Raw genomic sequence first — 24,488 nt, forward strand, 5'->3', positions numbered from 1 at the left:
GTCGCGTTAGAAGATGTTCAGGATGGATTGCATGGTTTCGCGCGCGACCTGGATCACCCGGGCCGACGCTTCATAGGCCTGTTGCAGCCGGATGAGATCGGCGGCCTCGCGGTCGAGATCGACCCCCGACATCGCATCGCGGCGGCGGCGTGCGCCTTCGTCGAGCGCGGTCGCGGCATCGGATTCGCTGCGCACCGATGCAAGACTGGTGGCAAAGCCGGCCATGAAATTGTTCCACTGCGTCTCGACGCCCGCCGTGGTGCGCAGGGCGGGCAGTGCCAGCAGATTGCCGTTGGGCGTGCCATCGGCGCCGGCGATCGCGAGCTGATTGATGTCGCGCGTCGTCACCGCGAGCGTCGAGGCATCGCCCGGCATGGTCAGCAGCGGGGCTCCGGCGGCTCCCCCCAGCGTGCGGCCCTGGGCCTGCCAGGCATTGATATCGGTGACCAGCTGCTGCGCCAGCGCGGTCAGATCGTTGAGCCGTCCCTGCGCAGTCGCGCCCGAGCGGCTGAGCCCGGCCAGCGATCCCTCGCTCGGCACGGGGACTGCAACGCCATTGACCTGCAGCGCCAGGCTGCCATCGGCATTGGACGATGAGGTCACGGTGGCGAAGAAGTTGACACCCGCCAGCTGCTGTCCGCCATAGGTGAGCGTCGCGGTACCATTGGGGGCCAGGCTGATCGTCGCGTTCAGCTTTTCGGAAATCGTCGCCAGCATCGCATCGCGCGCATCGAGCAGGCCGGCATGCGCATCGGTGCCTTCCTTGGTGCGGGTGATGTCGAGGTTGATCTTGTTGAGATTCTCGAGCGCGGCGTTGAGCGTGTTGGCTTCCTGCGTCGCGGCCTGGCTGACCTGCTGCGCGGTCAGCGTCATGTTGCTGGCGGTGCGGCGGAAGGCATCGACCACCGCGTCGAGCTCGCTGAGCAGGGTGAGCTTGAGCGAATTGTCGAACGGCGCGGCCGCCACCTCTTCGGCGCGGCTGAAAAAGGTGTTGAGCCGGCTGCCGACATTCGATCCGGCATTGTCGAGATTGGTCTCGATCCGCTCCATCCAGGTGACCTGGGTCTCGGCGCGGATGCGCGCGGCGCCGCTCTGGCGGACCTGCGCCTCAATGAACTCGTCCGATGCGCGCACCGTCTGTGCCACCCGCACGCCGTTGAGGCCGGTCTGCGACAGATAAGCGGGATTGAGCGCGCTCGACACGGTGGCATCGCTCATCTGCACGCTGCGGCGCACATAATCCGGATTTTCGGCATTGGCGATGTTGTGCGACACCGCATCCATCGAGCGCGAGAACGCGCGCAGGCCCGATCGGCCGATGTTCAGCAGGTTGCTCATGGCTTATCGATCCCGAACTGCTTGAGCACCATGTCGGCGATGCCGAAGCTCTGCTTGCCCGCCATGTCCTCGGCGACGCGCGCGTCCATCAGGTCGCGGAACTGGTCGGTGGCCGAAGACCCGAGCAACGTGTCGCCATCGGTGGCGCTGCGCATCGCACCGATCATCTGGCGCAGGAAGATCGCCTCGAACGACTGCGCCGCCTTGCGCAGCTCGGCCGTTTCGGCTTCGCTCCTGCCCGGCGCGGCACCTTGCGCGCCGCTGGCAGCGGACGCGGCGGCTTTGGCCTGCTTGTCGAGCGGCAGCGCCGCGCTGGTGCGCGCAAGCGGGAAGGCGGCAGAGGCGGGCATGACGGTCACAGGATCACGAGCTCCGCCTTGAGCGAGCCGGACTGCTTCAACGCTTCCAGGATCGCGGCGAGATCGCTCGGCGAGGCGCCGATGGCATTGATCGTTTCGACAATCTCGGACAAGTTGGCACCTTTCGTGATTTCGAATGCCGGGTTGGTCTGTTCCTCGATCTCTACCTGGCTGCGCTGTTCGACCGAGGTCTGGCCCTGGCTGAACGGCGCGGGCTGCACGACAGTGGGTGCTTCCTGCACCTTCACGGTCAGCTTGCCATGGCTCACCGCCGCCGGCCCGATCCGTACCGCGCCATTGATAACGACCGTACCCGTGCGCGCGTTAACAATTACTTTCGCGGCAGCTTCTGCCGGGGTGACCGGAATATTCTCGATTCGGGACATCATCAGCACCCGCTCCTGCGGGGTCACCGGGGCGGCGATCCGCACCGACACGGCGTCATTGGCCACCGCCAGCGCATAGCCGAACTGGCCGTTGATCGCGTCGGCAACGCGCATGGCCGTGGTCAGATCGGCATCGTTCAGGTTGAACAGCAGATGCGGGCTTTGGTCGAACCCGGTATCCACGGTGCGTTCCACCGTGGCCCCGCCGGCGATGCGTCCGACCGACGGAATGTTGACGACCGTGTTCGAGCCGTCCGCGCCGGTCACGCCAAGTCCGCCCACCGCCAGATTGCCCTGGGCCATGGCATAGATCTGTCCATCGGCACCCAGCAGCGGCATCATGATCAGCGTTCCGCCGCGCAGGGACTTGGCCTGGCCGATGGCAGAGACGGTCACGTCAAGGCGCTGGCCGGGCTTGGCCATCGGGGGCAGCTCGGCGGTGACCATGACCGCGGCGGCGTTGCGGGTGGCCGGGTTGATGCCCGGCGGCAGCGTCAGGCCGAAGCGATTGGTCACGCCGCGCATGGCCAGCGTGGCATATTGCAGGTTGTCGTCGCCGGTTCCGGGCAGGCCCACCACGATGCCATAGCCGGTCAGCTGGTTGGCGCGCAGACCCTGGAACGTTCCCAGATCCTTGATGCGCTCGGCCTGGACAGGCTGCGTTGCGGCACAGATTGCCAGCAGCAGCGCGGCAAACATGCGGAAGGTGGAGGCAAGCGTCATGTCAATGGGCCTTCAGAACGGGCTGATGATTTCGAAGAAGCGCTGCAGCCAGCCCTTCTGGCTGGCGCGAGCGATCTCGCCGGTGCCGCCATAGATGATCTGCGCATTGGCGACGCGTGACGACGGGACGACATTCTCTGCGCTGATATCGACGGCGCGGACGATGCCGCTGAAACGGATATGTTCTGCACCCCGGTTGAGGCTGATCAGCTTCTCGCCGCGCACCAGCATGGTGCCATTGGGATAGACCTCGGCGATGGTCGCGGTGATCTGGCCCTGAAGCGAGTTGGACTGCTGCGCCGTGCCGGTGCCCTGGAAGCTGGTATTGCCGCCCGCCGCGACATCGGACGGGTTGAAGAAGCTCAAGGGGCCGGTGGTCGGTGGGGTGAGGCCGATGCTGCCATTGCGTTCGGTATTGGCGCCGTTGGACTTGGCCGCCTGAGTACGTTCGACCAGCGCGATGGTCAGCACATCGCCCACCATCGCGGCGCGCGCGCCGTTGGTCAGTGCCGAATAGCCGTTGCTCGCCTGAAAGATCGCGCCATTGGGCACGGCCGGCGCCGGCTGTGGCATCGACAGGGTCGGCGCATAGTCCGGATCGGGCTGGATGGGCGCCTTCTTCTTCTTGGCCAGAGCAGGCGTTGCCGCGCACAGTGCGACCAGCAGAGCTGCGGTCAGGCCGTGGCGGAGAGAGGTGCGAAGCATCGTCATCTATCCTCAGCCGACCTGCTGGTTGGCGAACTGCAGCATCTCGTCGGTCGCCTTGATCATCTTGGAATTGACCTCATAGGCGCGCTGGGTCTCGATCATGTCGACCAGCTCTTCGACGATGTTGACGTTCGATCCTTCGAGAACGCCCTGGCGCAGGGTGCCGCGGCCTTCGATACCGGCTGCACCGGTCACCGGCGGGCCACTGGCAGCGGTCTGGGTCAGCAGGTTGTTGCCGATCGACTGCAGGCCTGCCGGGTTGACGAAGCTGGCAAGCTCGATCTGACCCAGTTCGCTGGGATCGGTCTGCCCGGCGAGCGTGGCGGAAACCATGCCGTCCGAACCGATGGTGATGCTGGTGACGCCGGGCGGAATCTGGATGTTCGGGACGACCGGCAGGCCTTCCTGCGTGACCAGCAGGCCGTCGGCGGTCTGGGTGAAATTGCCTGCGCGGGTGAAGGCGAAGCTGCCATCGGGCATCTGCAGCTGGAAATAGCCGTTGCCCTCGATCATCACGTCGAGCGAATTGTTGGTGATCTGGGCCGAACCCTGGGTTTCGATGCGGCTCGTGTTGGCGACCCGCACGCCGGTGCCGACCGAAAGGCCGGTGGCATAGCGGTTCTGCGCATCGGCGCGGGCGCCCGGGGCGATCTGCTGCTGATAGGCCAGCGATTCGAAATTGGCCCGGTCGCGCTTGAAACCGGTGGTGTTCACGTTCGCCAGGTTGTTGGCGATGACGCGCATCTTGGTGTTCTGCGCGTCCAGCCCGGTACGGGCGACCTGAAGGGCTCCGTTGCTCATCTCATTTCACTCCGTTTCGCTCGGCTCAGCTCGGCATCCGCATGATGGATGCGCCGCCATCGTCCATTTCCTGCGCGGTGGTCAGCATCTTGACCTGGGTTTCCCAGGCGCGGCTGGCCTTGATCATGTCGACCAGCGCCTGGGTCATGTTCACGTTCGACCCCTCGAGCGCACCGGTGGTCACCGTTGCGTCGGGATCCTCGGGCAGGGCGCCGTCATTCGGCACCCTGAACAGGCCGTCCAGGCCCTTCTTGATCTCGCTGCCCTGCGGGCTGACCAGCTTCAGGCGGCCCGCCTCGATCGGCTGGTTGGGATCGCCTCCGGCCGGCACGATCGAGATCATGCCGTCGGACGCGATGCTGATCTTGTCCGCCTGGGGCAGCGTGATCGGGCCGCCCTGGCCGAGCACGGGGAACCCGTCGCCGGTGGTCAGCAGCCCGCTTTCGTTGACCATCAGGTCGCCGCGCCGTGTATAGGCTTCCGCCCCGTCGGCCGCCTGCACGCCGAGCAGCGCATCGCCGTTCATCGCGATGTCGAGCGGCCCGCCGGTCATCTCGACCGTTCCTGCGTTCATGTCCGCGCCGACCACCGCCTCGCTGGTCGAGGCACGGCTGGCCAGGCCTTCGCCCTGCACATAGAGCGCGCGGGCGTTGACGATCTCTGCGCGAAACCCGGTCGTGTCCGCATTCGCCATGTTGTTGGCGATCGCCGTCTGGCGATTCATGATGCCCTGCATGGCTTTCAGGTTGATGTGGATCATCTTGTCCATGTCAGGGCACCTTGGTTTTGCGGATTACAAAAGGGTTAAGCGCGGATCATCAGGTCTGCAGGTTGACGATCGTCTGGGTCAGCGTGTTCGCGGTTTCGAGCGCCTGGGCGTTCGCCTGGAAGTTGCGCTGCGCCGCGATCAGCGAGACCAGTTCTTCGGTCAGGTCGATATTGGCCGCTTCGAGCGTTCCCGAACGGACGGTGCCGAGCGGGCCGTTGCCCGCCTGGTTGATCAGAGGTGTGCCCGACACGCCGGTCGACTGCCAGTGCGCATCGCCGATCGGGCGAAGGCCTTCGGCGGCAGCGAAGCTCGCCATCGCGACCGCGCCGATCCGCGTCTGGGTGCCGTTGGAGAAGGTGGCGCTGACCACGCCCTCGTCGCTGATCGTGATGTTCGACAGCACCGCATTGGGATCGGCCGGGTCGTTCTGGGGCAGCACGAAGTCGTAAAGGTCGGCAGCGGCGGTCGAGGTCACGCGGCCATTGGCATCGACCGGGAGCATCTGCACGCGGTTGCCGATATTGTCGACGACCTCGCGGTTGACGTTGACGAAGAAGTTGCCGTTGCGGGTGAAGCTCTGTGCCTGGCGCGGCGAGGAGCCTTCGACGATGAAGAAGCCGTCGCCGGCGATCGCGAGATCGAGCGTGCGGTCGGTCGAGTTGAGCGAGCCTTGCGTGAACTGCTGGACGATGCCGGTCAGGCGCACACCCTGGCCCGCGACCGACTTGGTGCTCTGTGTCGGGGCAGAGGCGAACAGGTCACCGAAGGTGGCCTTGCTCTTCTTGAAGCCGGTCGAGCTCGAGTTGGCGATGTTGTTCGAGACCGTCGCAAGATCGGTCTGCGCTGCCTTGAGGCCGCTGAGCGAGGTGATGAAGGACATTTGGGCTTACTCCTCAGTGAAACTTGGTCAGTGAAATCGGGTCGTTCTGGGTGGGTGGATCGGGCAGCTCAGGTGATGCGCCTGGCGCTGCTGGCGGAAAACGAACCGGCGGGGGTCACCAGCAGGGCGTCGGCACCCGTGCTGCTGGATTCGACCGCCGTCACCGGCAGCCAGGTCGAAACGGTGGAGGCGGCGGCGCCCTTGATGCGCACCTTGAGCGGGCCGATATCGGCCGGGTTGCCCTGGTCGTCCTCGCTGACGAGCTGGAAAGGGATGCGGCCCGCGGGCAGATTGCCCATCTCCTGGGTGTGGACGACATTGCCCGCACTATCGAGCCATTCGAGCGAGACGTTGCTCGCCGCATTGGCCAGGTTGAACTCGCCGGAATAGCGGCCCTGCGCATCGGCATAGGCGGTGTCGCCATCCTGCAGCACCGACCGGCCGATGAAATTGGCGGCTTCAGCGAGGCGCGAGGTGCCGAACGAGCCGGCAATGGCCTTCAGCGACGCGTTCATCTCGGAAATGCCCGCGACCTGGCTGAACTGCGCCATCTGCGCGACCATGTCCTTGTTCTCGACCGGCTTGAACGGATCCTGGAACTTGAGCTGCGCGGTCATCAGCTTCAGAAACGAGGCCTGGCCCAGCGATTCCTTGCTGTTCGCGCTCGGGACGCTCGCGGTCTGCTTCTGGTATTGCGAAACGAAGTCATTGGTGACGGTCGTCATTTGCCCATCCTCACGGTATCGAGGATCAGCGACTTGGCGGTCTGCATCACCTGCACGTTGTTCTGATATTGCCGGGCGGTCTCGAGCATATCGATCAGCTCGGCGGTCTCATCGACCCCGGCATCCCAGACATAGCCCTCGTCATCGGCGAGCGGATTGGTGGGGTCGTGCCGCTTGACCGGCTTGATGTCCGACTGGACGACCTTTTCGACCTGGACGGTGGCGACCCCGGGGCGTTCCTCGATGGTCTTGAACACCGGCTTGATCGCGCGATAGGCCTCTTTCTCGCTCGCATAGGTGGTGCGGGCATTGGCCAGGTTCGATGCGGTGGTGTTCAGTCGCGACAGCTGGGCCGACATGGCGCGGCCCGAAATGTCGAAAACGCTCATGGGACCGGGCATGGCTTATTCTCCCTTGATCGCGCGGGTCAGCGTCGCGACGCGGCCCTCGAGGAAGGAAAGCGTGGTCGAATAGCCGATGGCGTTTTCGGCAAACAGCGTCTGCTCGGTCGACAGCTCGACGGTGTTGCCGTCCATCGAGGGCTGCAGCGGAATGCGATAGCCCGCATTCTCGCCGAGCGCCGCGTCGAGCGTGTCGCCGCTCTGCACGCGCTGCATGGCCTTGTCGAAGTCCAGGTCGCGCGCCTTGTATCCGGGCGTTCCGGCATTGGCGATGTTCGATGCCAGCATCGACAGCCGCTGCGATCGCAGCTGCAGCGCCGTGCCGTGCATTCCGAAAAGCCTGTCTGCCCCCATGGGACCATTCCTCTTAAACTGTGGCTGCATCTGCCGTCCTAAGCGATGGACAGAGTGCGTCGCCCAAGGGAGAAGCAAAGCCTGTGCCAATTGATGGAAATGCCGGAAATCCGCGGTTCCGGACGGGATGGCCCTGGTCATGCGTCAACGATCCGTGGAGGGGGTGGCAATTATCTGCCAGTCAGGCGGCAATTTTCTGCCGCTGTGCCGGGGGCAATCGGGGGTTTGAACGGATACGCGATGTCGATTGCCGCCTTTATCGATCCCGCCGCGCTGCTTGGCGTGGTGGGCACCAGCTTTGCCGTCGCCTGGGCACAGAACGGTACGTCGGCTGCGCTGAGCGGCTTTTCCGCATTGCGCCGCGAACTGTGGCTGAAGGTGCAGGAACAGGCCGATGACGGCTATCGCGCGGTCCTGCGCATCGAGCATATGGTCGAAAGCCGCGGCATCAGTTGCGCCGACCGGGTGAAGTCGGGCGGGGCGTTCGTGTCTGCCGCCGCCGACGCGATGGCCAACCACCGGTCGCTCGACGGCTTTCAGGCTGCGATCGTCCGGCTGGCGGCGCAGCGCCGCGCGCGCCTGACCGCGATGGTGCGCTTCTGGGAGAATGTCGCCGATTGCGCGCCCGCCATGGGCATGCTCGGCACCGTCATCGGGCTGATCCTGCTGTTCGGCAATGTCAGCGATGCCGCCTCGATCGGCCGCGCGATGGCGGTCGCATTGCTCACCACCTTATATGGACTGGTGCTGGCCAACGTGATCGCGGGCCCGATCGCGCAGCGCCTGGCGCGCATCGCGGGCGAACAGATTCACTGGGAAGAGGATGCCGCACGACGCCTGGTGGATATCGGCCGACGCGAATATGCCGACATCGCCGCCGCACAGAAGCGCAAGGAAGAGGCGGAGGCGCAGCCGCCGCGCCCGGTGGAACATATATGACGCCGGCACAGCGCACCACATTGTCGTTTCTGGACCTTGCGCTGATCATGACCGGTGTGATGGCGATGATCGCCAGCGTCGGCGATCGTCATCCCGCCGTGGCCGACGCGTTCTCGGAAAGCTTCGGCCAGGACAGGGCCGCGCGCGCGCAGCAGGTCCGGTTGAAGCTGACCACCCTGTTCGAACCGCAGGAGGCACGGCTGACGGCAGGGGGCAGGCAGGCGGTTGCCGCGCTTGGCGGCAAGAATCGGCAGGCGGAATTCGCCATTGCCGTTCCCGTGGTGGCGGCCAACCGCAGCTCGCGGCTTGATCGCTGGGAACTGGCGGCGGCGCGGACGGCGGCGATCATGCGCGTCCTGGCCGAACAGGGCGTTGGCGATGGTGCGATGCTACCGGACCTGGCGCGACCTGGCGAAGGAGAGACGGCAGCGGGCGGGACCGTGCTCATTACGATCCGCGCTCGCGATACGGCCGGGCGCTGAGTTTCTGGCACGGACCTTGCTGTGATCGAGGCACAGTCATCAAAGGACCGTTCATGCCCGTTCGCAAAACATTTCTGGCGCTAGGCCTTGCCGCGCCCCTGCTGGCATCCTCGGCGAGCGTCCAGGCACAGGCGCAAGCCATTCAGGATCTGAACGAGATCGACGTGCTGGTTGCCGCGACCATGGGCGCTGGCATCGGCGAGCCTGGCGGCGCGCGCGCGCCGGTGGATCGTCGGCTCAAGCTCAAGGCCTGCCCGGTTGCGCTGGAGGTCACCGGACCTGATCTGGGCGCAGCCGCCGTGCGCTGCCCCGCGCTCGGCTGGCGCATCCGCGTGCCGCTCGATCTGGCCGCCGAGCGCGAGCAGGCCGTCGCCCCGCGTCCGGGTCAGGCCAGGGCGTTGGCAGGGCAGGGCGCCGAGGCCGTCAAGCGCGGCGAGCCGATCTTGCTCACCGTCGACCGGCCGATGTTCTCGCTCTCGCGCGTGATGATCGCCGACAAGGACGGACGCGTCGGCGAGGTCATTCCGGTGCGCGACGATCCCAGGGGCAAGCCCATATTCGTGCGCATCGTCGAACCGGGCCGCGCCACGATCCTCAGTAACTGAGCCGTTTACCAGCGCGAGCAAGATCGCGTTAACCCTTTGTCAAAAAATCGCCTTAAGCAACCGCTGCCAAGGCCGTTAAAGGACGTAAGTCATGCTAGAACGAGGTCTTTACACCATGTCCCGCATTAATGCCTATGGCAGCCCGATCGTCGGTGCGACCCGCAAGGGCGGCAGCACCGAAAAGACCGTTGGCGCGAGCGCGGCCACGGCTGCGACCGACAATACCCTGCGTGAAGCGGTGTCGGTGAGCAGCTTCCTGCAGACCGCATCCGCCTCTGCGCCGATCGACGAAGGCCGCGTCGCCGCGATCCGCGATGCGCTGGCCAATGGCAGCTATGTCATCGACGCGGAAAAGCTTGCCGCCAAGATGATCGAACTCGACCTCGGCGGATCGCTCAACTGATGCAGGGCGAACTGCTTGAGCGCTTTGCGGACACGCAAACCGCGCTGATCGCCGCGCTGGACGCCGGAGACACTGAAGCCATGATCGCGCACACCCGCGATCTGGGCGGGATCACCGATGCCCTGCGCACCCAGGGTGTGCTGCGCGCCGATGCCAGCACCCGCAGCCAGCTGGAAACGCTGATGAAGTACAATGCCGCTGCCGCGCAGCGCCTGCGCTTCCTGCGCGACCATGTCGAGCGCCGCGTCGCCGCGATCCAGGGCGAACAGACGGTCGCGACCTATACAGGCCGCCCCGCCCGGCGCTGATACTCTCCCCGAAAGACCTCCATTCGGCCCTTCGCCCCCAGCGGGCGGGGGGCTTTTTGTTTGTGCGCTGTACGAAATCCTCCCCCATCGAGGGGGGGGGCTTTCCGTTCGAGCGAATCTGCCATGACGCGCATCGCCTCTCCCCTCCCGCGTGCAGGAGGGTGCCCGAAGTGCGGGGTGGGCTAGCGCCACCGGTCGTGCTCCTATCCCACCCCGGTTCAGCAGGCTGAACCTGCCCCTCCTGCAAGCGGGAGGGGAGAGGATCGACGGCAGCTGCGGGCAAGGGCGGCAACATCCCCAAATTGGCACAGCTTTTGCTGTGAACGTCTCCAGTAACTCTGGAGAGCCGTTTTGTCCTCGTATCTTGGCAGTGTCAGCAATGCAGGAGATCGCGTCACCCGCGCGATTGCCGCGTCTGCGCAGCGCACGGGCGTGGATTTCGACTATCTCATGGGCCAGGCGCGCATCGAGAGCGGGCTCAACCCCAACGCCAAGGCGGGAACCTCGTCGGCGACCGGCCTGTACCAGTTCATCGACCAGAGCTGGCTCGGCGTTGTCGAGAAGCACGGATACAAGCACGGGCTGGACTGGGCCGCCAACGCCATTCAGCGCGACGGGCGCGGCCGCTACCGTGTCGACGATCCGCAGACCCGTCAGTCGATCCTCGCGCTGCGCAAGAATCCCGAAATTGCCGCGCTGATGGCGGGCGAATTCGCATCCGACAACCGCCAGTATCTCGAATCCTCGCTCGGCCGCAGCGCTGCGCCGGTGGACCTGTATCTCGCGCATTTCCTGGGCCCCGAAGGTGCCCGCCAGTTCCTCGCCGCGCACGATGCCAATCCCGATGCCGCAGCCGCGCCGATGTTCGCGCGCGCCGCCGGGGCCAACCGCTCGATCTTCTACGATCGCTCGGGCGCGCCGCGCAGCTTTGCCGAGATCCGTACCCGCTTTGCCGACAAGCTCGGCGGGGCGGCAGCCGCCGGCGGCAGCCGCTTGCCGCGCGATGGCAATGATCTGCCGCAGGTCCAGCCTGCCGATTACGTCCGGCTCGCCAGCGCGCGCGCCGCCCGACCCGAAATGACCGCCAGCATCGGCGGAAACGACAATGCGCGGCTGGCCTACATGCTGCTCGCCGCGATGGGAGCCTGACCTAGATGAACCCTGCTTCCGGCAAGCTTGCCAATATCCTCGCCATGTCGCGCGGCTCGATCCTGCCGCTCGCCACCTTGTTGCTGGTGGTGTTCCTGGTGCTGCCCGTTCCCGCGATGGTGCTCGACATCGGCTTCATCTTCAACATCATGATCAGCCTTGCGGTGCTGATGGTGGCGCTGAATGTCACCAAGCCGCTCGATTTCTCGAGCTTCCCCACCGTGCTGCTGTTCGCGACGCTGCTGCGTCTCGGCCTCAACGTTGCCTCGACCCGCGTGGTGCTGGTGCACGGGCATGAGGGCGGCGCGGCCGCAGGTCACGTCATCGAGGCGTTCGGCAGCCTGCTGATCGGCGGGGACTATGTCGTCGGCATCTTCGTCTTCGCGATCCTGATGATCATCAACCTGGTCGTCATCACCAAGGGCGCGGGCCGCGTGTCCGAAGTGTCGGCGCGCTTCACCCTGGATGCGATGCCCGGCAAGCAGATGGCGATCGACGCCGACCTGAACGCCGGCCTGATGACGCCCGAGGAAGCCAAGGCCCGCCGCGCCGAAGTCGCGACCGAGGCGGACTTTTACGGGTCGATGGACGGTGCGTCCAAGTTCGTGAAGGGCGACGCGGTCGCGGGCGTGCTGATCCTGGTGGTCAATATCGTCGGCGGCATCATCCTGGGCATGGCAAGCCATGGCCTGGGCATTGCCGAAGCCGCCTCCAACTATACCATGCTGGCGATCGGCGACGCGCTGGTCGCGCAGGTGCCCGCGCTGCTGCTGTCGATCGCCGCCGCGTCGATTGTCACCCGCGTCAACTCGGCGCAGGACCTGCCCGGCCAGATATCGGGCCAGTTCGCCATTGCCAAGGCCTGGACCCCGGTCGCGGTGATCCTTGGCATCATGGGCGTGCTGCCCGGCATGCCGCATCTCATCATCCTGCCCGCTGCCGCCGCTGCCGGCTTTATCGCGTGGAAGCTGTCGCGTCCCAAGCCGCCCGTGGTCGAGAACGTCGCCCCCGCAGCGCCCGAAAACCCCAATGCCATCGAATGGGAAGACGTGTCCGATGGCGCGATGCTGGGCATCGATGTCGGCTTCGGCCTGGTGCCGCTGGTCGACGAGCGCCGCGACGCGCCGCTGATGCGCCGCGTCACCGGCATCCGCAAGCAGATCTCGAAGGAACTGGGCTTCGTCATCCCGCTGGTTCGCATCAAGGACGACATGGCGCTGCCCGCCAACAGCTATCGCATCACCATCGGCGGCACGATCGTCGCCGAGGACGAGATCTGGCCCGACGACCTGCTCGCGCTCGACAGCGGCGATATCGACACGCCGATCGAGGGCCGCGCCTGCAAGGACCCGACCTTCGGCATGGATGCGGTGTGGATCAGCGCCGACAAGCGCGCCGAGGCGATCGTCGCGGGCTATACCGTGGTCGATGCTGCCACCGTCATGGCGACGCATCTCAACCAGATGGTCCGCCTCAACGCCGCGCAGCTGTTCGGCATGGACGAGACCAAGAAGCTGCTCGAAACGCTCAAGGAAAACTCGCCCCAGCTGGTCGAGGGCCTCACCCCGCAGCCGCTGTCACTGTTCACCATCTCCGCCGTCTGCCGCGAGCTGCTGCGCGAGGGCGTGCCGCTCAAGGACTTCCGCCGCATCTGCTCGGCGATGGTCGAGGCGGCGGCCGAAGGCACCACCGTGGCGCAGATCGTCGAGGGCGTGCGCCAGCGGATCGGATCGATCATCATCCAGTCGCTGGTGCCGGTGAACCTGCCGCTGCCGGTGGTGACGCTGGATGCCGAGCTCGAGACGCTGCTCGCCCAGTCGCTGCGCGTCGCAGGCGACGCTGCCTTCCCGATCGAACCGGGGCTGGCGCAGCGCATCCTGGGCGCGATCGAACAGGCGGCGCGCCCGCTGATGCTCGAACAGCGCAACTATGCGCTGGTCACCTCGCCCCAGGCGCGCAAACCGCTCGCCGATCTCCTGCGCCCGCGCTTCCCCGATACGCCGGTGCTCTCGTTCCGCGAATTGCCCGACGACAAGCCGGTCGAGGTGGTCGCCACCGTCGGCGGACAGGCGGGCTACCGCACGCCCCAGGCCGAACATTCCTTCTCGCGCGGCTGATGCAGACGCCGATCCCGAACATTCTCATGAAGCTGGACACCTGACATGCAGCATCTTCCCATCGAGACGATCACCTACGGCCGCAAGCCTGCCGCCGTGCCGCCCGGCAAGCTGATCGAGGCGCATCTGCCGCTGGTCCGCAAGCTCGCCTGGCACGTGCGCGGCATGGCACCGGGGGTGATAGAGATCGAGGACCTGGTCCAGATCGGCATGGTCGCGCTGGTCGAGGCGGCGAACAACTACGAGGATCGCGGGCACGGCTTTGCCACCTATGCCAGCATGCGGATCCGCGGCGCGCTGATCGATCATCTGCGCGCCAACAGCAACATGTGCCGGTCGGCGATGGACTTCCGCAAGCAGCTGCGCCGGGCGAGCGAGAAGCTGGTGCGCGAACTGGGCCGCAACCCGACCGAAGCCGAGCTGGCCGCTGCGATGGGCATGGACGCCGCCGAATTCCGCATGCGCTCGGACGCGGCGCAGGACGTGAAGTTCGAATCGATGGACGAGGTCTATTCCGAACATTCGATGTGGTTTGCCGATTCCGAGGATTCCGCCGAAACCCGGATGGAGGCGGACAATCTCAAGCAGCTGCTCAACGCCAGCATCGGCACGCTCAAGGAGCGCGAGCAGCTCATCCTGCAGCTGCATTATATCGAGGAGATGAACCTCGACGAAATCGGCCTGGTGCTCGGCATCACCGCCGCGCGCGTCTGCCAGATCAAGAAATCCGCGCTGGAAACCCTGCGCAAGCGGCTGGCCAGCTCGCGCTGACATCCTCTTTAATCCTCCCCCAGCAAGCTGGGGGAGGATTTCGTTCTGGTAACAACCGTCAACCTAGCCTGACACTTTGCTTGTGATGGCCGTCCGATGTGTTAGACATGGGCGCTATGGCCTTTCCCTTTTCTGCCATCGTCGGCCAGGACGAAATGAAGCGTGCCTTGCTGATCAGCGCGGTCGATCCGCGCATTGGCGGGGTGATGGTGTTCGGCGATCGCGGCACGGGCAAGTCCACCGCCGCGCGAGCGCTGTCCGCGCTGCTGCCGCCGATGGTGGCGATTGCCGGGTGCCGCTACAATTGCGCGCCCGATGAGGCGGATCGCTGCCCCGACCAATGCGGCGCGCGCAAGACCGCCAAGGTGCCGGTGCCGTTTGTCGACCTGCCGCTGGGCGCGACCGAGGACCGGGTGCTCGGCGCGCTCGATCTCGAACGCGCATTGGGGCGTGGCGAGAAGGCGTTCGAGCCGGGGCTGCTCGCCCGCGCGCATCGCGGTTACCTCTATATCGACGAGATCAATCTGCTCGAGGACCATCTGGTCGACCTGCTCCTCGATGTCGCGCAATCGGGCGAGAACCTGGTCGAGCGCGAGGGGCTGTCGGTCCGGCATCCGGCGAAATTCGTGCTGATCGGCAGCGGCAACCCGGAAGAGGGCGAACTGCGCCCGCAGCTGCTCGACCGGTTCGGCCTGTCGGTCGAGGTGAAAACGCCGCAGGATATCGAACAGCGTATCGAGATCATGCGCCGCTGCGATGCGCAGGAACGCGATGGCGCCGCATTCGCCGCAGACTGGGCCGAGGCCGATGCCAAGATCGTCAAGCGCATTGCCAAGGGCAAGAAGGCGCTGCCCAAGGTCGCGATGCCCGATGAAACGCTGCAGGATGCTGCCAGCCTGTGCATCGCGGTGGGGGCCGATGGCCTGCGCGGCGAACTCACGCTCATGCGCGCGGCCCGCGCCTATGCCGCGCTCGAGGGCGCGAAATCGGCCGAACGCAAGCATCTGCGCGCGATCGCGCCGATGGCGTTGCGCCACCGGCTGCGCCGCGACGTGCTCGACGAGACGGGATCGACCGCGCGCATCGACCGGGCGCTGACCGAGCTTTTCGGATGACCGACACGCTGACGGCGGCCCGGTTGCTGGCCGCTGCGCCCGCCCGGCTGGGCGGCATCTGGCTGCGTGGCGCGGGGCCAGAGCGCGAGGCGGCGCTGGCGCTGCTGACGGCGGCATTCGACGGCCGGGCCGTGCGCCGGGTGCCGGTGCATATCGACGAGGAGCGGCTGTGCGGTGGGCTCAATGTCGCGGCCTCGCTGGCGGCGGGGCACCGGATCGAGCAGACGGGACTGCTGCAGGAGGCTGCGGGCGGCCTGCTGGTCGTGCCGATGGCCGAGCGGATGTCGGCGCTGGTCGCGGGTCGGATCGCGCAGGCGATGGATGCGGGCGCTGGCTTCGCGCTGGTGCTGCTCGACGATGGCGGCGAGGACGAGGCACCGCCGGTGGCGCTGACCGAGCGGGTGGGCTTCTGGTGCGAGGGGGTTGTGTCAACCAAGTCAGTCGAAAGCCAAGACAATGACCCTTCCCGTTTGTCCCGAGCGAAGTCGAGGGACGTGATCTCGGACGGTTGCGATACGTCCCTCGACACGCTCGGGACAAACGGAGGGGAGAAGGTTGTTGCGAGCCTCGCCAATCTCTCGCTCGCCCTGGGCGTCGACTCCGCGCGTGCGCTGCTGTTCGCGCAGACCGCCATGCGCCTGCACGCGCAATCGCATTCGCGCGAATCCACCGACGAAGACCTCGCCTTTACCGCGCGCACGATCCTGGGTCCGCGCGCCACGCGCATCCCGCAAAAGGCTGACGATACGCCGCCCCCGCCGCCCGAGGCCGAGGACGAACCGCCTCCCGGCGATGCCGAGAGCGAGCAGGAACAGCATGATCCCGATGCGCTCGATGATCTCATCCTCGCCGCTGCACTCGCTTCGATCCCCAAGGACGTGCTCGCGCGGATCGGCGAGGGGCGGAGCGCACGCCGTGCCACGGGGGCAGGCGGGGCAGGGCGCAAGCGCGCCTCGCAGCTGCGTGGGAAACCGCTTGGTGCGCGCCCCGGCCTGCCGCGCGGCGGGGCCAGGCTGGCGCTGATCGATACGCTGCGCGCGGCGGTGCCCTGGCAGGAAATCCGCCGCCAGCAGGAGGCGGCCGACGCGCCGAAACGGCTGCGCATCCGCAAGGGCGATCTGCGCATCCGCCGGTTCGAGGAGCGCGCCGAGGCGCTGACCATCTTCGCGGTCGATGCCTCGGGATCGTCGGCACTGGCGCGGCTGGCCGAGGCCAAGGGCGCGGTCGAGCTGATGCTGGCGCAAAGCTATGTCAAGCGCGCGCAGGTGGCGCTGATCGCCTTCAGGGGCACCAGCGCGGAACTGCTGCTGCCGCCGACGCGATCGCTCACCCGCGCCAAGAAGGTGCTGGGCGAGCTACCCGGCGGGGGCGGCACGCCGCTCGCGCTGGGGCTGGCCGCAGCTGCGGAACTGGCCGAGACCCAGGCCGCGCGCGGGCGCACGCCGTTCGTCGCGCTGCTCACCGATGGCAAGGGCAATATCGACAAGCATGGCCAGCCGGGTCGCGCCCAGGCGGGCGAGGATGCGCTGGCGGCGGCGCGGCGCTTTGCCGGATCGGGAACGCAGGGCGTGGTCATCGATATCTCCGCAAGGCCCCAGCCCGAGGCCGCAGCGATTGCAGCCGCGATGCGCGCGCGCTATCTGGCGCTGCCGCGCGCCGATGCGCGGGGGGTGGAACAGGCGGTATCCGCGCTGCAGTTCGGGAAGGCATCATGAGTTCGGTTCGCTGGGAGGTCGAGGGGCAGGACTGGCCCAATCGCGCGCACAGCCGCTTCGTGCGCACCGCGATGCTCGACTGGCACGTGCAGATCGCCGGGCCCGAGAATGCGCCGGTGCTGCTGCTGGTCCATGGCACGGGTGCTGCGACGCACAGCTGGCGCGACCTGCTGCCGCTGCTGGCGAAGCACTATTTGGTGATCGCGCCCGACATGCCGGGCCATGGCTTTACCCGGGGGCGGATTTCGGGCGGGCAGAGCCTGCCGGGCATGGCAAAGGCGCTGGGCGAGCTGCTCAAGAAGCTCGGCCATCCCGCACCGGCGGTGATCGTTGGCCATTCGGCGGGCGCAGCGATCGGCGCACGGCTGGCGATGGACGAACGCTGGGATGCGACGCTGATCGGCCTGACGCCCGCGCTGATGCCGTTCCCGGGGCTCGCCGCGCGGCTGTTCCCGGCGCTCGCGCGGATGCTGTTCGTCAATCCGTTCACCGCGATGATCTTTGCCCAGATGGCAAGCAGCCGGGGCGAGGTCGCGCGCTTCCTCAAGAAATCGACCGGATCGCGAATCGACGATCTGGGGGTCGACCTCTACCACAGGCTGTTCCGCACATCGGACCATTGCGCGGGCGCGATCGGCATGATGGCGAACTGGGACCTGGAGACGCTCTCGGCCAGCCTGCCGGGGCTGACCGGACGCACGCTGCTGATCCATGGCGGGCGCGACGCGATGGTGCCCACCGATTCGGTCGAGCGCGCGGCCAGGCTGATCCCCGGTGCCGAGCTTGCCGTAATTCCCGATCTGGGACATCTGGCGCATGAAGAGGCGCCCGATCGCATCGCCGAGATGATCCTCGCCTTTGCCGCAACCAGCCCCGCCGTGGCGGCCTGACCAGCATGGCGGGGTTCAAGCAGCGCTGGGTCGGCTGGCGCAACCGGATGATCGGAAACCCCGCCTTCCAGTCCTGGGCCTCGCGCTCGATTCTGGCGCGCGGCATATCGCGGGTGCGCGCGCGGCGGCTGTTCGATATCATCGCCGGGTTCACCTATTCGCAGACGCTTTATGCCTGTGTCGAAGGCGGGATTGTGGCGCGGCTGGAACAGGGCGCGGCAAGCTCCGCCGAACTCGGCGCGCTGGCGCGGCTGGGCGAGGATGCGACCCACAGGCTGCTGCGCGCGGCGGCGGCGCTGGGCGTGATCGAATGTGTCGGCGACGATCTGTGGATGCTCGGCGAGCAGGGTGTCGCGCTGACCGGCAATCCGGGCGCGATCGCGATGATCCGCCACCATCACCTGCTCTATGCCGATCTGGCCGATCCACTGTCGCTGCTGCGCGGCGAGCGCAGCGAACCGGGCGCGCTTGCCGGCTACTGGCCCTATGCGCTGGGCGATGGCAGCGAGGGCGAGAATCAGGCGGCGGTCTCGCCCTATTCGCAGCTGATGGCCGCTTCGCAGCCGATGGTCGCCGATCAGGTGGTGCACGCCTGGCGCTTCGGCCAGCACCAGCGGATGCTCGATGTCGGCGGCGGCGCGGGCGCGTTCATCGCGGCGGTGGCGAAAGCCGCTCCGGGGCTCGAATTCGGGCTGTTCGATCTGCCCGCCGTCACCGCCATCGGCGCGCGCCAGCTGGGCGAGGCGGGCGTGCGCGTTACGGCGCATCCCGGCGATTTCCGCAATGACCCGATTCCCGCCGGCTATGATCTCATCACGCTGGTCCGCATCTTGCACGATCATGACGACGATCTGGCGCAGAGCCTGCTCGCCAAGGTGCGCGCCGCGCTGAAGCCCGGCGACACGCTGCTGATCGCAGAACCGATGGCGGGGACGCCGGGCGCAGAGGCGATGGCGGATGCCTATTTCGGCTTCTATCTGCTCGCGATGGGCTCGGGCCGCGCGCGCACGCCGGACGAGATCGGCGCGATGCTGGACAAGGCAGGCTTTGCCCGCTGGACCGAACGCCGCACCGGCCTGCCCATCGTCACGCGGGTGATTGCCGCTACGGCCTGACCTCCCCTTGTTGCAAAACGCTCGCATTCCGTCGCGGAACTAATGCGCCTCAAGCTGTAAACCTAGATTGACACTAGAGGGCGTTAATATAAGATGACACCTTGATGGAAGGTCCCTCTCCGGGATCGGATCACAAGAACAAGGGGAGCGCGCACGTGCAGGCAATGGCCGTCATTTTCGAAGCGCCGCATCGCCTTGCGCTTCGCCCCCTCGCGCTGAACGCGCCCGAATCGGGCGATGTCGTGGTCGAGATCGCCTGGAGCGGCATCAGCACCGGCACCGAAAAGCTGCTGTTCACCGGCAAGATGCCCAATTTTCCCGGCATGGGGTATCCGCTGGTCCCCGGTTATGAATCGGTCGGCCGCATCGTCGAGTCGGGCAGCGAATGCCGTGGCCGGATCGGTGAATGGGTGTTCGTGCCTGGTGCCAACTGCTTTGCCGATGCGCGCGGTCTGTTCGGCGGATCGGCGCGGCGGCTGGTGGTGCCTTCGGCCCGTGCGCTGCCGATCGACGAGAGCTGGGGCAGCGATGGCGTGCTGTTCGCGCTCGCGGCTACGGCGCTGCACGCGATGGCGGGCGGCGAAGCCCCCGACCTGATCGTCGGCCATGGCATTCTCGGCCGATTGCTCGCGCGGCTCACCATCGCCAGCGGCGCGCCCGCGCCCACCGTCTGGGAAATCGATGCCGAGCGCGCAGCGGGCGACCATGGCTATGCCGTGATTCATCCCGACGCAGACGAGCGCCGCGACTATCGCAGCATCTGCGATGTCAGCGGAGATTCGGGCTTGCTCGATACGCTGATCGGTCGCCTGGCGAAGCGGGGCGAAGTCACGCTCGCCGGTTTCTACCAGCAGCCCTTGAGCTTCACCTTTCCCCCGGCCTTCATGCGCGAGGCGCGCATCCGCGTCGCCGCCGAATGGGGTCCGGACGATCTGGTCGCGATCCGCGCGATGGTCTCCAGCGGGGCGCTCAGCCTTTCGGGACTGGTCAGCCATGTCCAGCCGGTCGCCGATGCGCCCGCTGCGTATCCGACAGCGTTCACCGATCCCACCTGCCTCAAGATGATACTCGATTGGAGCGCTTGCGCATGACGATGCTTGAAAACTCTGGTCCCGATGTCACCGCGTTGCGCGAGGAAGCCGCGCACGAACCCGATCCCGTCGCCACGGGGCCGGTCACCAAGGAGACGCAGATCATCGCCATCTATGGCAAGGGTGGATCGGGCAAGAGCTTTGCCCTGTCGAACCTCAGCTACATGATGGCGCAGCAGGGCAAGCGCGTGCTGCTGATCGGCTGCGATCCCAAGTCCGATACCACCAGTCTGCTGTTCGGCGGCAAGGCCTGCCCGACCATCATCGAGACCAGCAGCGCCAAGAAGCTCGCCGGCGAAGAGGTGCGCATCGAGGATGTCTGCTTCCAGCGCGACGGCGTGTTCGCGATGGAACTGGGCGGCCCCGAAGTGGGACGCGGCTGCGGCGGACGCGGCATCATCCATGGCTTCGAACTGCTCGAGAAGCTGGGCTTCCATGACTGGGGCTTCGATTTCGTGCTGCTCGATTTTCTCGGCGACGTGGTCTGCGGCGGCTTCGGCCTGCCGATCGCGCGCGACATGTGCCAGAAGGTGATCGTGGTCGGGTCGAACGACCTGCAATCGCTCTATGTCGCCAACAATGTCTGCAAGGCGGTCGATTATTTCGGCAAGATGGGCGGCAATGTCGGCGTCGCGGGCATCCTGATCAACAAGGATGACGGCACCGGCGAGGCGCAGGCCTTTGCCGAGGCGGTGGGCATTCCGGTGCTCGCCTCGATCCCCGCGAACGAGGACATTCGCCGCAAGTCGGCCAATTACCAGATCATCGGCCGCCCCGATACCGAATGGGCGCCGCTGTTCGAGGAACTGGCGATCAACGTCGCCGATGCCCAGCCGACCCATCCGCGCCCGCTCACGCAGGACGGGCTGCTCGGCCTGTTCAAGCCCGAGGATACCGGCGGCAATGTCGAACTGGTCCCCGCGACCCAGGCGGACATGCGCGGCGGCGTGTTCGAGGAAAAGCCCTCGCTCGAAGTGGTGTACGACCAGATATGAGCGACAGCCCCGCCTTTCCCGCGCCACGCAGTCCTGACCGGATCGACCTTGCGGCGGTTCCCGTCGAGGGCGGCTGCGCGTCGAAAGACACGATGCGCGCGGCGGCGGAGCAGGCGGGCAAGGGCGAGGTTCTGGCGCGCTATGCCGCCGATTATCCCCCCGATCCTTCCCAAGGCCCGCACGATCAGCCGCAAAGCATGTGCCCGGCCTTCGGATCGCTCCGGGTAGGCCTGCGCATGCGGCGCACGGCGACGATCCTGTCGGGATCGGCCTGCTGCGTCTATGGGCTGACCTTCACCTCGCATTTCTACGGCGCGCGCCGCTCGGTCGGCTATGTGCCGTTCAGCTCGGAGACGCTGGTCACCGGGAAGCTCTACGAGGATATTCGCGACGCAGTCCACCAGATGGCGGACCCCGCGCTCTACGACACCATCGTCGTGACCAACCTGTGCGTGCCGACCGCCTCGGGCGTGCCGCTCCAGGGCCTGCCCAAGGCGATCAACGGCGTGCGCGTTATCGGCATCGATGTGCCCGGTTTCGGCGTGCCGACGCATGCCGAGGCCAAGGACGTGCTGGCCGGCGCCATGCTCGCCTATGCCCGCAAGGAAGCTTCACAGGGGCCGGTTGCCAGCCCCAGCCATCGACCGGACCGGCCGACGGTGACTCTCCTGGGTGAGATGTTCCCCGCTGACCCGGTTGGCATCGGGCAATTACTCGAGCCCCTGGGCCTCGCGGCCGGCCCGGTCGTTCCCACCCGCGAATGGCGCGAGCTGTACAGCGCCCTCGATTGTGCTGCGGTCGCGGCGATCCATCCGTTCTACACCGCCAGCATCCGCGAGTTCGAGGCGGCGGGCCGTCCGGTGATCGGATCCGCGCCGGTCGGCGTCGATGGCACGGCGGCCTGGCTCGATGCCGTGGGCGCGGCCTGCGGTATCGCGCAGGACAGGGTCGATGCCGCCAAGGACCGCTTCCTGCCCGCGATCCGCGCGGCGCTCGCCGCCAGCCCGATCCAGGGCCGCATCACCGTTTCGGGCTATGAAGGCTCCGAACTGCTCGTTGCCAGGCTGCTGATCGAAAGCGGCGCGGACGTGCCCTATGTCGGCACCGCCTGCCCCAAGACGCGCTGGTCGGAGCCCGACCGCGAATGGCTGGAAGCCCGCGGCGTGCGCATCCAGTATCGCGCCAGCCTGGAACAGGACATTGCCGCGGTCGAGGAATTCCGCCCGAACCTGGCGATCGGCACCACGCCGGTGGTCCAGCACGCCAAGAGCGAGGCGATCCCCGCGCTCTATTTCACCAACCTCATTTCCGCGCGGCCGCTGATGGGCCCTGCAGGCGCAGGTTCGCTGGCGGTGGTCATCAATGCCGCGCTTGCCAATCAGGACCGGTTCAACCGGATGCAGAGCTTTTTCGACGGCGTCGGCGCCCAGGAAAATGCCGGCATCTGGCGCGACACCCCGGTCGACCGGCCCGAGTTCAAGAAGAAATATGCCGCGCGCATGGCCGGCCTCTCCAAGTCCGAGGAGGCGGTCGGCACATGACGCTCATCATCGATCACGATCGGGCCGGCGGCTATTGGGGCGCGGTCTATGCGTTCACCGCGATCAAGGGCCTGCAGGTCATCATCGACGGCCCCGTGGGCTGCGAGAACCTGCCGGTCACCTCGGTATTGCATTATACCGACGCGCTGCCGCCGCACGAGCTGCCGATCGTCGTCACGGGTCTCGGCGAGGAAGAGCTGGGCAAGACCGGCACCGAAGCGGCGATGCGCCGCGCCTGGCAGACGCTCGACCCCGATCTTCCCGCCGTGGTGGTCACCGGATCGATCGCCGAGATGATCGGCGGCGGCGTCACCCCCAATGGCACCAATATCCGCCGCTTCCTGCCGCGCACCATCGACGAGGACCAGTGGCAGGCCGCCGACCGCGCGCTGACCTGGCTGTGGACCGAGTTCGGTCCCAAGAAGGTCAAGCCGCTCGCGCCCCGCAAGGAAGGCGTGAAGCCCAAGGTCAACATCATCGGCCCGATCTACGGCACGTTCAACATGCCGAGCGACCTGGCCGAGATCCAGCGGCTGGTCGAGGGCATCGGCTGCGAGCTCAACATGGTCTTCCCGCTGGGCAGCCATCTGGCCGATGTGAAGAAGCTCGCCGATGCGGAAGTGAACATCTGCATGTACCGCGAGTTCGGACGCAACCTGTGCGAGACGCTCGAACGGCCCTATCTGCAGGCACCGATCGGCCTCGAATCGACCACGCTCTTCCTGCGCAAGCTGGGCGAGCTGACCGGGCTCAACCCCGAGCCGTTCATCGATCGCGAGAAGCACACGACGATCAAGCCGCTCTGGGACCTGTGGCGTTCGGTCACGCAGGATTTCTTCGGCACCGCAAGCTTCGGCATCCATGCCAATGAGACCTATGCGCGCGGCATTCGCAATTTCCTCGAGCACGACATGGGGCTGCCGTGCAATTTCGCCTTCAGCCGCACCGCTGGGGTGAAGCCCGACAACGAGGCGGTGCGTCAGGCGATCCGCACCAACCCGCCGCTGGTGATGTTCGGCAGCTATAACGAGCGCATGTACATGGCCGAATGCGGCGCGCGCGGCATGTACATTCCGGCAAGCTTCCCCGGCGCGGTCATTCGCCGCCACACGGGCACGCCGGTGATGGGCTATTCGGGTGCGACCTGGCTGGTGCAGGAGGTGTGCAATGCGCTGTTCGACGCGCTGTTCCACATCCTGCCGCTGTCGAGCCAGATGGATGCGGTGGCGGCGACGCCGGCCAGGATCGAGCGGGAACTCGCCTGGACGCCGCAAGCCAAGGCCATGCTCGACCGGCTGGTCGACGCGCAGCCGGTGCTGGTGCGCATCTCTGCGGCCAAGACATTGCGCGACGCTGCGGAGAGGGCAGCGCGGCGCGCAGGCGAAGATTCAGTAACCGAGGTGCGGCTGGTGGAGGAAGCCGTCGCACAGAATATGGGTGAGGTCGCGTGAGCGTCTTGTCCAGTCATCGGCCTTGGGACGGGGCCTCCAACTATCCGCGTCGGGTTTGCGCCCGCACGGATAATCGCCTGGAAGGCGCCCACGCGGCGTTCTTCCAAATCTGGAAGCTAAGGAGAATATCTCATGGCAGATGAAGGGATGGGTCCCACGACCTACCTCACAGAAAGCGAGGCGAAGGAGTTCCACAAGCTCTTCGTCGCCAGTTTCGCTTTCTTCACCATCGTCGCGATCATCGCGCACGTACTGGTTTGGCAATGGCGCCCCTGGTTCCCGGGCACGCCCGGCTATGAAGCGACATCGAGCCTCGACCCGGTGACCGACGTTCAGCTCAGCTAAGAAGGAAACCTG

27 protein-coding genes are annotated in these 24,488 nt (G+C 66.5%); 17 read left to right on the forward strand and 10 right to left on the reverse strand.

The genetic code is table 11. The features are described from left to right. Nucleotides 1-6: 6 nt before the first annotated feature. The 10 genes from flgK to flgB all read right to left on the reverse strand — a co-directional run bounded on the left by flgK (nucleotide 7) and on the right by flgB (nucleotide 7,444). A complete protein-coding gene (flgK, locus tag FG486_RS08095; RefSeq protein ID WP_066284491.1) occupies nucleotides 7-1,338 on the reverse strand; it encodes a flagellar hook-associated protein FlgK in 1,332 nt (443 codons plus the stop codon). After that, a complete protein-coding gene (locus FG486_RS08100; RefSeq protein WP_338401593.1) occupies nucleotides 1,335-1,697 on the reverse strand; it encodes a rod-binding protein in 363 nt (120 codons plus the stop codon). The genes flgK and FG486_RS08100 overlap by 4 nt, the downstream gene beginning before the upstream one ends. Then, complete coding sequence (locus FG486_RS08105) at nucleotides 1,694-2,806, reverse strand: flagellar basal body P-ring protein FlgI (protein WP_181267182.1); 1,113 nt, start codon at nucleotides 2,804-2,806, stop codon at nucleotides 1,694-1,696. The genes FG486_RS08100 and FG486_RS08105 overlap by 4 nt, the downstream gene beginning before the upstream one ends. A gap of 12 nt (nucleotides 2,807-2,818) precedes the next feature. Further along, complete coding sequence (locus FG486_RS08110; protein ID WP_066284497.1) at nucleotides 2,819-3,517, reverse strand: flagellar basal body L-ring protein FlgH; 699 nt, start codon at nucleotides 3,515-3,517, stop codon at nucleotides 2,819-2,821. Nucleotides 3,518-3,523: 6 nt separating this feature from the next. Further along, nucleotides 3,524-4,315 carry a flagellar basal-body rod protein FlgG gene (gene flgG / locus FG486_RS08115; RefSeq protein WP_181267183.1) on the reverse strand — a complete coding sequence of 264 codons (792 nt, stop codon included), beginning with the start codon at nucleotides 4,313-4,315 and terminating at the stop codon, nucleotides 3,524-3,526. Nucleotides 4,316-4,340: 25 nt separating this feature from the next. Continuing rightward, on the reverse strand, nucleotides 4,341-5,084 hold the full coding sequence (locus tag FG486_RS08120) for a flagellar basal body rod protein FlgF (protein ID WP_181267184.1): 744 nt from the start codon (nucleotides 5,082-5,084) through the stop codon (nucleotides 4,341-4,343). A gap of 49 nt (nucleotides 5,085-5,133) precedes the next feature. Then, nucleotides 5,134-5,964, reverse strand: coding sequence for a flagellar hook-basal body complex protein (locus FG486_RS08125; RefSeq protein WP_137775781.1), 831 nt, complete (start codon nucleotides 5,962-5,964; stop codon nucleotides 5,134-5,136). A 68-nt stretch (nucleotides 5,965-6,032) separates the two neighbouring features. Further along, nucleotides 6,033-6,689, reverse strand: coding sequence for a flagellar hook assembly protein FlgD (locus FG486_RS08130; protein WP_137775780.1), 657 nt, complete (start codon nucleotides 6,687-6,689; stop codon nucleotides 6,033-6,035). Continuing rightward, nucleotides 6,686-7,090 carry a flagellar basal body rod protein FlgC gene (gene flgC / locus FG486_RS08135; RefSeq protein WP_066276275.1) on the reverse strand — a complete coding sequence of 135 codons (405 nt, stop codon included), beginning with the start codon at nucleotides 7,088-7,090 and terminating at the stop codon, nucleotides 6,686-6,688. Before flgC ends, FG486_RS08130 begins: the two co-directional genes overlap by 4 nt. Nucleotides 7,091-7,093: 3 nt before the next feature. Further along, on the reverse strand, nucleotides 7,094-7,444 hold the full coding sequence (flgB, locus tag FG486_RS08140) for a flagellar basal body rod protein FlgB (RefSeq protein WP_023838682.1): 351 nt from the start codon (nucleotides 7,442-7,444) through the stop codon (nucleotides 7,094-7,096). 240 nt (nucleotides 7,445-7,684) lie between these two features. On the opposite strand from flgB, the gene FG486_RS08145 reads away from it, so the two are divergent. The 17 genes from FG486_RS08145 to pufB all read left to right on the forward strand — a co-directional run bounded on the left by FG486_RS08145 (nucleotide 7,685) and on the right by pufB (nucleotide 24,476). Further along, a complete protein-coding gene (locus tag FG486_RS08145) occupies nucleotides 7,685-8,383 on the forward strand; it encodes a MotA/TolQ/ExbB proton channel family protein (protein WP_181267185.1) in 699 nt (232 codons plus the stop codon). Next, on the forward strand, nucleotides 8,380-8,865 hold the full coding sequence (locus FG486_RS08150) for a hypothetical protein (RefSeq protein ID WP_181267186.1): 486 nt from the start codon (nucleotides 8,380-8,382) through the stop codon (nucleotides 8,863-8,865). The genes FG486_RS08145 and FG486_RS08150 overlap by 4 nt, the downstream gene beginning before the upstream one ends. Nucleotides 8,866-8,918: 53 nt before the next feature. Then, nucleotides 8,919-9,470 (forward strand): hypothetical protein, encoded by a 552-nt coding sequence (locus FG486_RS08155; RefSeq protein WP_082750931.1) that lies wholly within the window; start codon nucleotides 8,919-8,921, stop codon nucleotides 9,468-9,470. Nucleotides 9,471-9,585: 115 nt separating this feature from the next. Next, nucleotides 9,586-9,873 carry a flagellar biosynthesis anti-sigma factor FlgM gene (gene flgM / locus FG486_RS08160; protein ID WP_206678380.1) on the forward strand — a complete coding sequence of 96 codons (288 nt, stop codon included), beginning with the start codon at nucleotides 9,586-9,588 and terminating at the stop codon, nucleotides 9,871-9,873. Beyond that, nucleotides 9,873-10,181 carry a hypothetical protein gene (locus FG486_RS08165; protein ID WP_066276263.1) on the forward strand — a complete coding sequence of 103 codons (309 nt, stop codon included), beginning with the start codon at nucleotides 9,873-9,875 and terminating at the stop codon, nucleotides 10,179-10,181. Before flgM ends, FG486_RS08165 begins: the two co-directional genes overlap by 1 nt. Nucleotides 10,182-10,532: 351 nt before the next feature. Then, nucleotides 10,533-11,330, forward strand: coding sequence for a transglycosylase SLT domain-containing protein (locus FG486_RS08170; protein ID WP_137775779.1), 798 nt, complete (start codon nucleotides 10,533-10,535; stop codon nucleotides 11,328-11,330). A 5-nt stretch (nucleotides 11,331-11,335) separates the two neighbouring features. Continuing rightward, nucleotides 11,336-13,447: a flagellar biosynthesis protein FlhA gene (gene flhA, locus FG486_RS08175; protein ID WP_066274121.1), complete on the forward strand. Its 2,112-nt coding sequence runs from the start codon at nucleotides 11,336-11,338 to the stop codon at nucleotides 13,445-13,447. 45 nt (nucleotides 13,448-13,492) lie between these two features. After that, nucleotides 13,493-14,218 carry a sigma-70 family RNA polymerase sigma factor gene (locus tag FG486_RS08180; protein ID WP_060978495.1) on the forward strand — a complete coding sequence of 242 codons (726 nt, stop codon included), beginning with the start codon at nucleotides 13,493-13,495 and terminating at the stop codon, nucleotides 14,216-14,218. Nucleotides 14,219-14,334: 116 nt separating this feature from the next. Continuing rightward, entirely contained in the window at nucleotides 14,335-15,333 is a 999-nt protein-coding gene (gene bchI / locus FG486_RS08185; RefSeq protein ID WP_066274120.1) for a magnesium chelatase ATPase subunit I, read from the forward strand. Continuing rightward, on the forward strand, nucleotides 15,330-17,048 hold the full coding sequence (locus tag FG486_RS08190) for a magnesium chelatase subunit D (protein WP_181267188.1): 1,719 nt from the start codon (nucleotides 15,330-15,332) through the stop codon (nucleotides 17,046-17,048). The genes bchI and FG486_RS08190 overlap by 4 nt, the downstream gene beginning before the upstream one ends. Beyond that, nucleotides 17,045-17,938: an alpha/beta fold hydrolase BchO gene (gene bchO, locus FG486_RS08195; RefSeq protein WP_181267189.1), complete on the forward strand. Its 894-nt coding sequence runs from the start codon at nucleotides 17,045-17,047 to the stop codon at nucleotides 17,936-17,938. The genes FG486_RS08190 and bchO overlap by 4 nt, the downstream gene beginning before the upstream one ends. A 5-nt stretch (nucleotides 17,939-17,943) precedes the next feature. Further along, nucleotides 17,944-19,053, forward strand: a complete 1,110-nt coding sequence (locus tag FG486_RS08200; protein ID WP_241695661.1) for a methyltransferase — start codon at nucleotides 17,944-17,946, stop codon at nucleotides 19,051-19,053. Between the two features lie 164 nt (nucleotides 19,054-19,217). Beyond that, a complete protein-coding gene (bchC, locus tag FG486_RS08205) occupies nucleotides 19,218-20,144 on the forward strand; it encodes a chlorophyll synthesis pathway protein BchC (RefSeq protein WP_066280009.1) in 927 nt (308 codons plus the stop codon). Further along, complete coding sequence (locus FG486_RS08210) at nucleotides 20,141-21,139, forward strand: chlorophyllide a reductase iron protein subunit X (protein WP_066279970.1); 999 nt, start codon at nucleotides 20,141-20,143, stop codon at nucleotides 21,137-21,139. Before bchC ends, FG486_RS08210 begins: the two co-directional genes overlap by 4 nt. Further along, complete coding sequence (bchY, locus tag FG486_RS08215; RefSeq protein ID WP_181267190.1) at nucleotides 21,136-22,680, forward strand: chlorophyllide a reductase subunit Y; 1,545 nt, start codon at nucleotides 21,136-21,138, stop codon at nucleotides 22,678-22,680. Before FG486_RS08210 ends, bchY begins: the two co-directional genes overlap by 4 nt. Beyond that, on the forward strand, nucleotides 22,677-24,131 hold the full coding sequence (gene bchZ, locus FG486_RS08220; protein WP_181267191.1) for a chlorophyllide a reductase subunit Z: 1,455 nt from the start codon (nucleotides 22,677-22,679) through the stop codon (nucleotides 24,129-24,131). The genes bchY and bchZ overlap by 4 nt, the downstream gene beginning before the upstream one ends. A gap of 132 nt (nucleotides 24,132-24,263) precedes the next feature. Next, entirely contained in the window at nucleotides 24,264-24,476 is a 213-nt protein-coding gene (gene pufB, locus FG486_RS08225; RefSeq protein WP_023839307.1) for a light-harvesting antenna LH1, beta subunit, read from the forward strand. Nucleotides 24,477-24,488: the final 12 nt, after the last annotated feature.

The sequence above is a fragment of the Blastomonas ursincola genome, assembly GCF_013607875.1.
Lineage (GTDB): Bacteria > Pseudomonadota > Alphaproteobacteria > Sphingomonadales > Sphingomonadaceae > Blastomonas > Blastomonas ursincola.

What these genes read in the sequence shown, in the direction of transcription:
- flgK (WP_066284491.1), bottom strand. Translation starts at nt 1,338, where the DNA reads ATGAGCAACCTGCTGAACATCGGCCGATCGGGCCTGCGCGCGTTCTCG.
- FG486_RS08105 (WP_181267182.1), bottom strand. Translation starts at nt 2,806, where the DNA reads ATGACGCTTGCCTCCACCTTCCGCATGTTTGCCGCGCTGCTGCTGGCA.
- FG486_RS08110 (WP_066284497.1), bottom strand. Translation starts at nt 3,517, where the DNA reads ATGACGATGCTTCGCACCTCTCTCCGCCACGGCCTGACCGCAGCTCTG.
- flgG (WP_181267183.1), bottom strand. Translation starts at nt 4,315, where the DNA reads ATGAGCAACGGAGCCCTTCAGGTCGCCCGTACCGGGCTGGACGCGCAG.
- FG486_RS08120 (WP_181267184.1), bottom strand. Translation starts at nt 5,084, where the DNA reads ATGGACAAGATGATCCACATCAACCTGAAAGCCATGCAGGGCATCATG.
- FG486_RS08125 (WP_137775781.1), bottom strand. Translation starts at nt 5,964, where the DNA reads ATGTCCTTCATCACCTCGCTCAGCGGCCTCAAGGCAGCGCAGACCGAT.
- FG486_RS08130 (WP_137775780.1), bottom strand. Translation starts at nt 6,689, where the DNA reads ATGACGACCGTCACCAATGACTTCGTTTCGCAATACCAGAAGCAGACC.
- flgC (WP_066276275.1), bottom strand. Translation starts at nt 7,090, where the DNA reads ATGCCCGGTCCCATGAGCGTTTTCGACATTTCGGGCCGCGCCATGTCG.
- flgB (WP_023838682.1), bottom strand. Translation starts at nt 7,444, where the DNA reads ATGGGGGCAGACAGGCTTTTCGGAATGCACGGCACGGCGCTGCAGCTG.
- FG486_RS08145 (WP_181267185.1), top strand. Translation starts at nt 7,685, where the DNA reads ATGTCGATTGCCGCCTTTATCGATCCCGCCGCGCTGCTTGGCGTGGTG.
- FG486_RS08150 (WP_181267186.1), top strand. Translation starts at nt 8,380, where the DNA reads ATGACGCCGGCACAGCGCACCACATTGTCGTTTCTGGACCTTGCGCTG.
- FG486_RS08155 (WP_082750931.1), top strand. Translation starts at nt 8,919, where the DNA reads ATGCCCGTTCGCAAAACATTTCTGGCGCTAGGCCTTGCCGCGCCCCTG.
- flgM (WP_206678380.1), top strand. Translation starts at nt 9,586, where the DNA reads ATGTCCCGCATTAATGCCTATGGCAGCCCGATCGTCGGTGCGACCCGC.
- FG486_RS08165 (WP_066276263.1), top strand. Translation starts at nt 9,873, where the DNA reads ATGCAGGGCGAACTGCTTGAGCGCTTTGCGGACACGCAAACCGCGCTG.
- flhA (WP_066274121.1), top strand. Translation starts at nt 11,336, where the DNA reads ATGAACCCTGCTTCCGGCAAGCTTGCCAATATCCTCGCCATGTCGCGC.
- FG486_RS08180 (WP_060978495.1), top strand. Translation starts at nt 13,493, where the DNA reads ATGCAGCATCTTCCCATCGAGACGATCACCTACGGCCGCAAGCCTGCC.
- bchI (WP_066274120.1), top strand. Translation starts at nt 14,335, where the DNA reads ATGGCCTTTCCCTTTTCTGCCATCGTCGGCCAGGACGAAATGAAGCGT.
- FG486_RS08190 (WP_181267188.1), top strand. Translation starts at nt 15,330, where the DNA reads ATGACCGACACGCTGACGGCGGCCCGGTTGCTGGCCGCTGCGCCCGCC.
- bchO (WP_181267189.1), top strand. Translation starts at nt 17,045, where the DNA reads ATGAGTTCGGTTCGCTGGGAGGTCGAGGGGCAGGACTGGCCCAATCGC.
- FG486_RS08200 (WP_241695661.1), top strand. Translation starts at nt 17,944, where the DNA reads ATGGCGGGGTTCAAGCAGCGCTGGGTCGGCTGGCGCAACCGGATGATC.
- bchC (WP_066280009.1), top strand. Translation starts at nt 19,218, where the DNA reads ATGGCCGTCATTTTCGAAGCGCCGCATCGCCTTGCGCTTCGCCCCCTC.
- FG486_RS08210 (WP_066279970.1), top strand. Translation starts at nt 20,141, where the DNA reads ATGACGATGCTTGAAAACTCTGGTCCCGATGTCACCGCGTTGCGCGAG.
- bchY (WP_181267190.1), top strand. Translation starts at nt 21,136, where the DNA reads ATGAGCGACAGCCCCGCCTTTCCCGCGCCACGCAGTCCTGACCGGATC.
- bchZ (WP_181267191.1), top strand. Translation starts at nt 22,677, where the DNA reads ATGACGCTCATCATCGATCACGATCGGGCCGGCGGCTATTGGGGCGCG.
- pufB (WP_023839307.1), top strand. Translation starts at nt 24,264, where the DNA reads ATGGCAGATGAAGGGATGGGTCCCACGACCTACCTCACAGAAAGCGAG.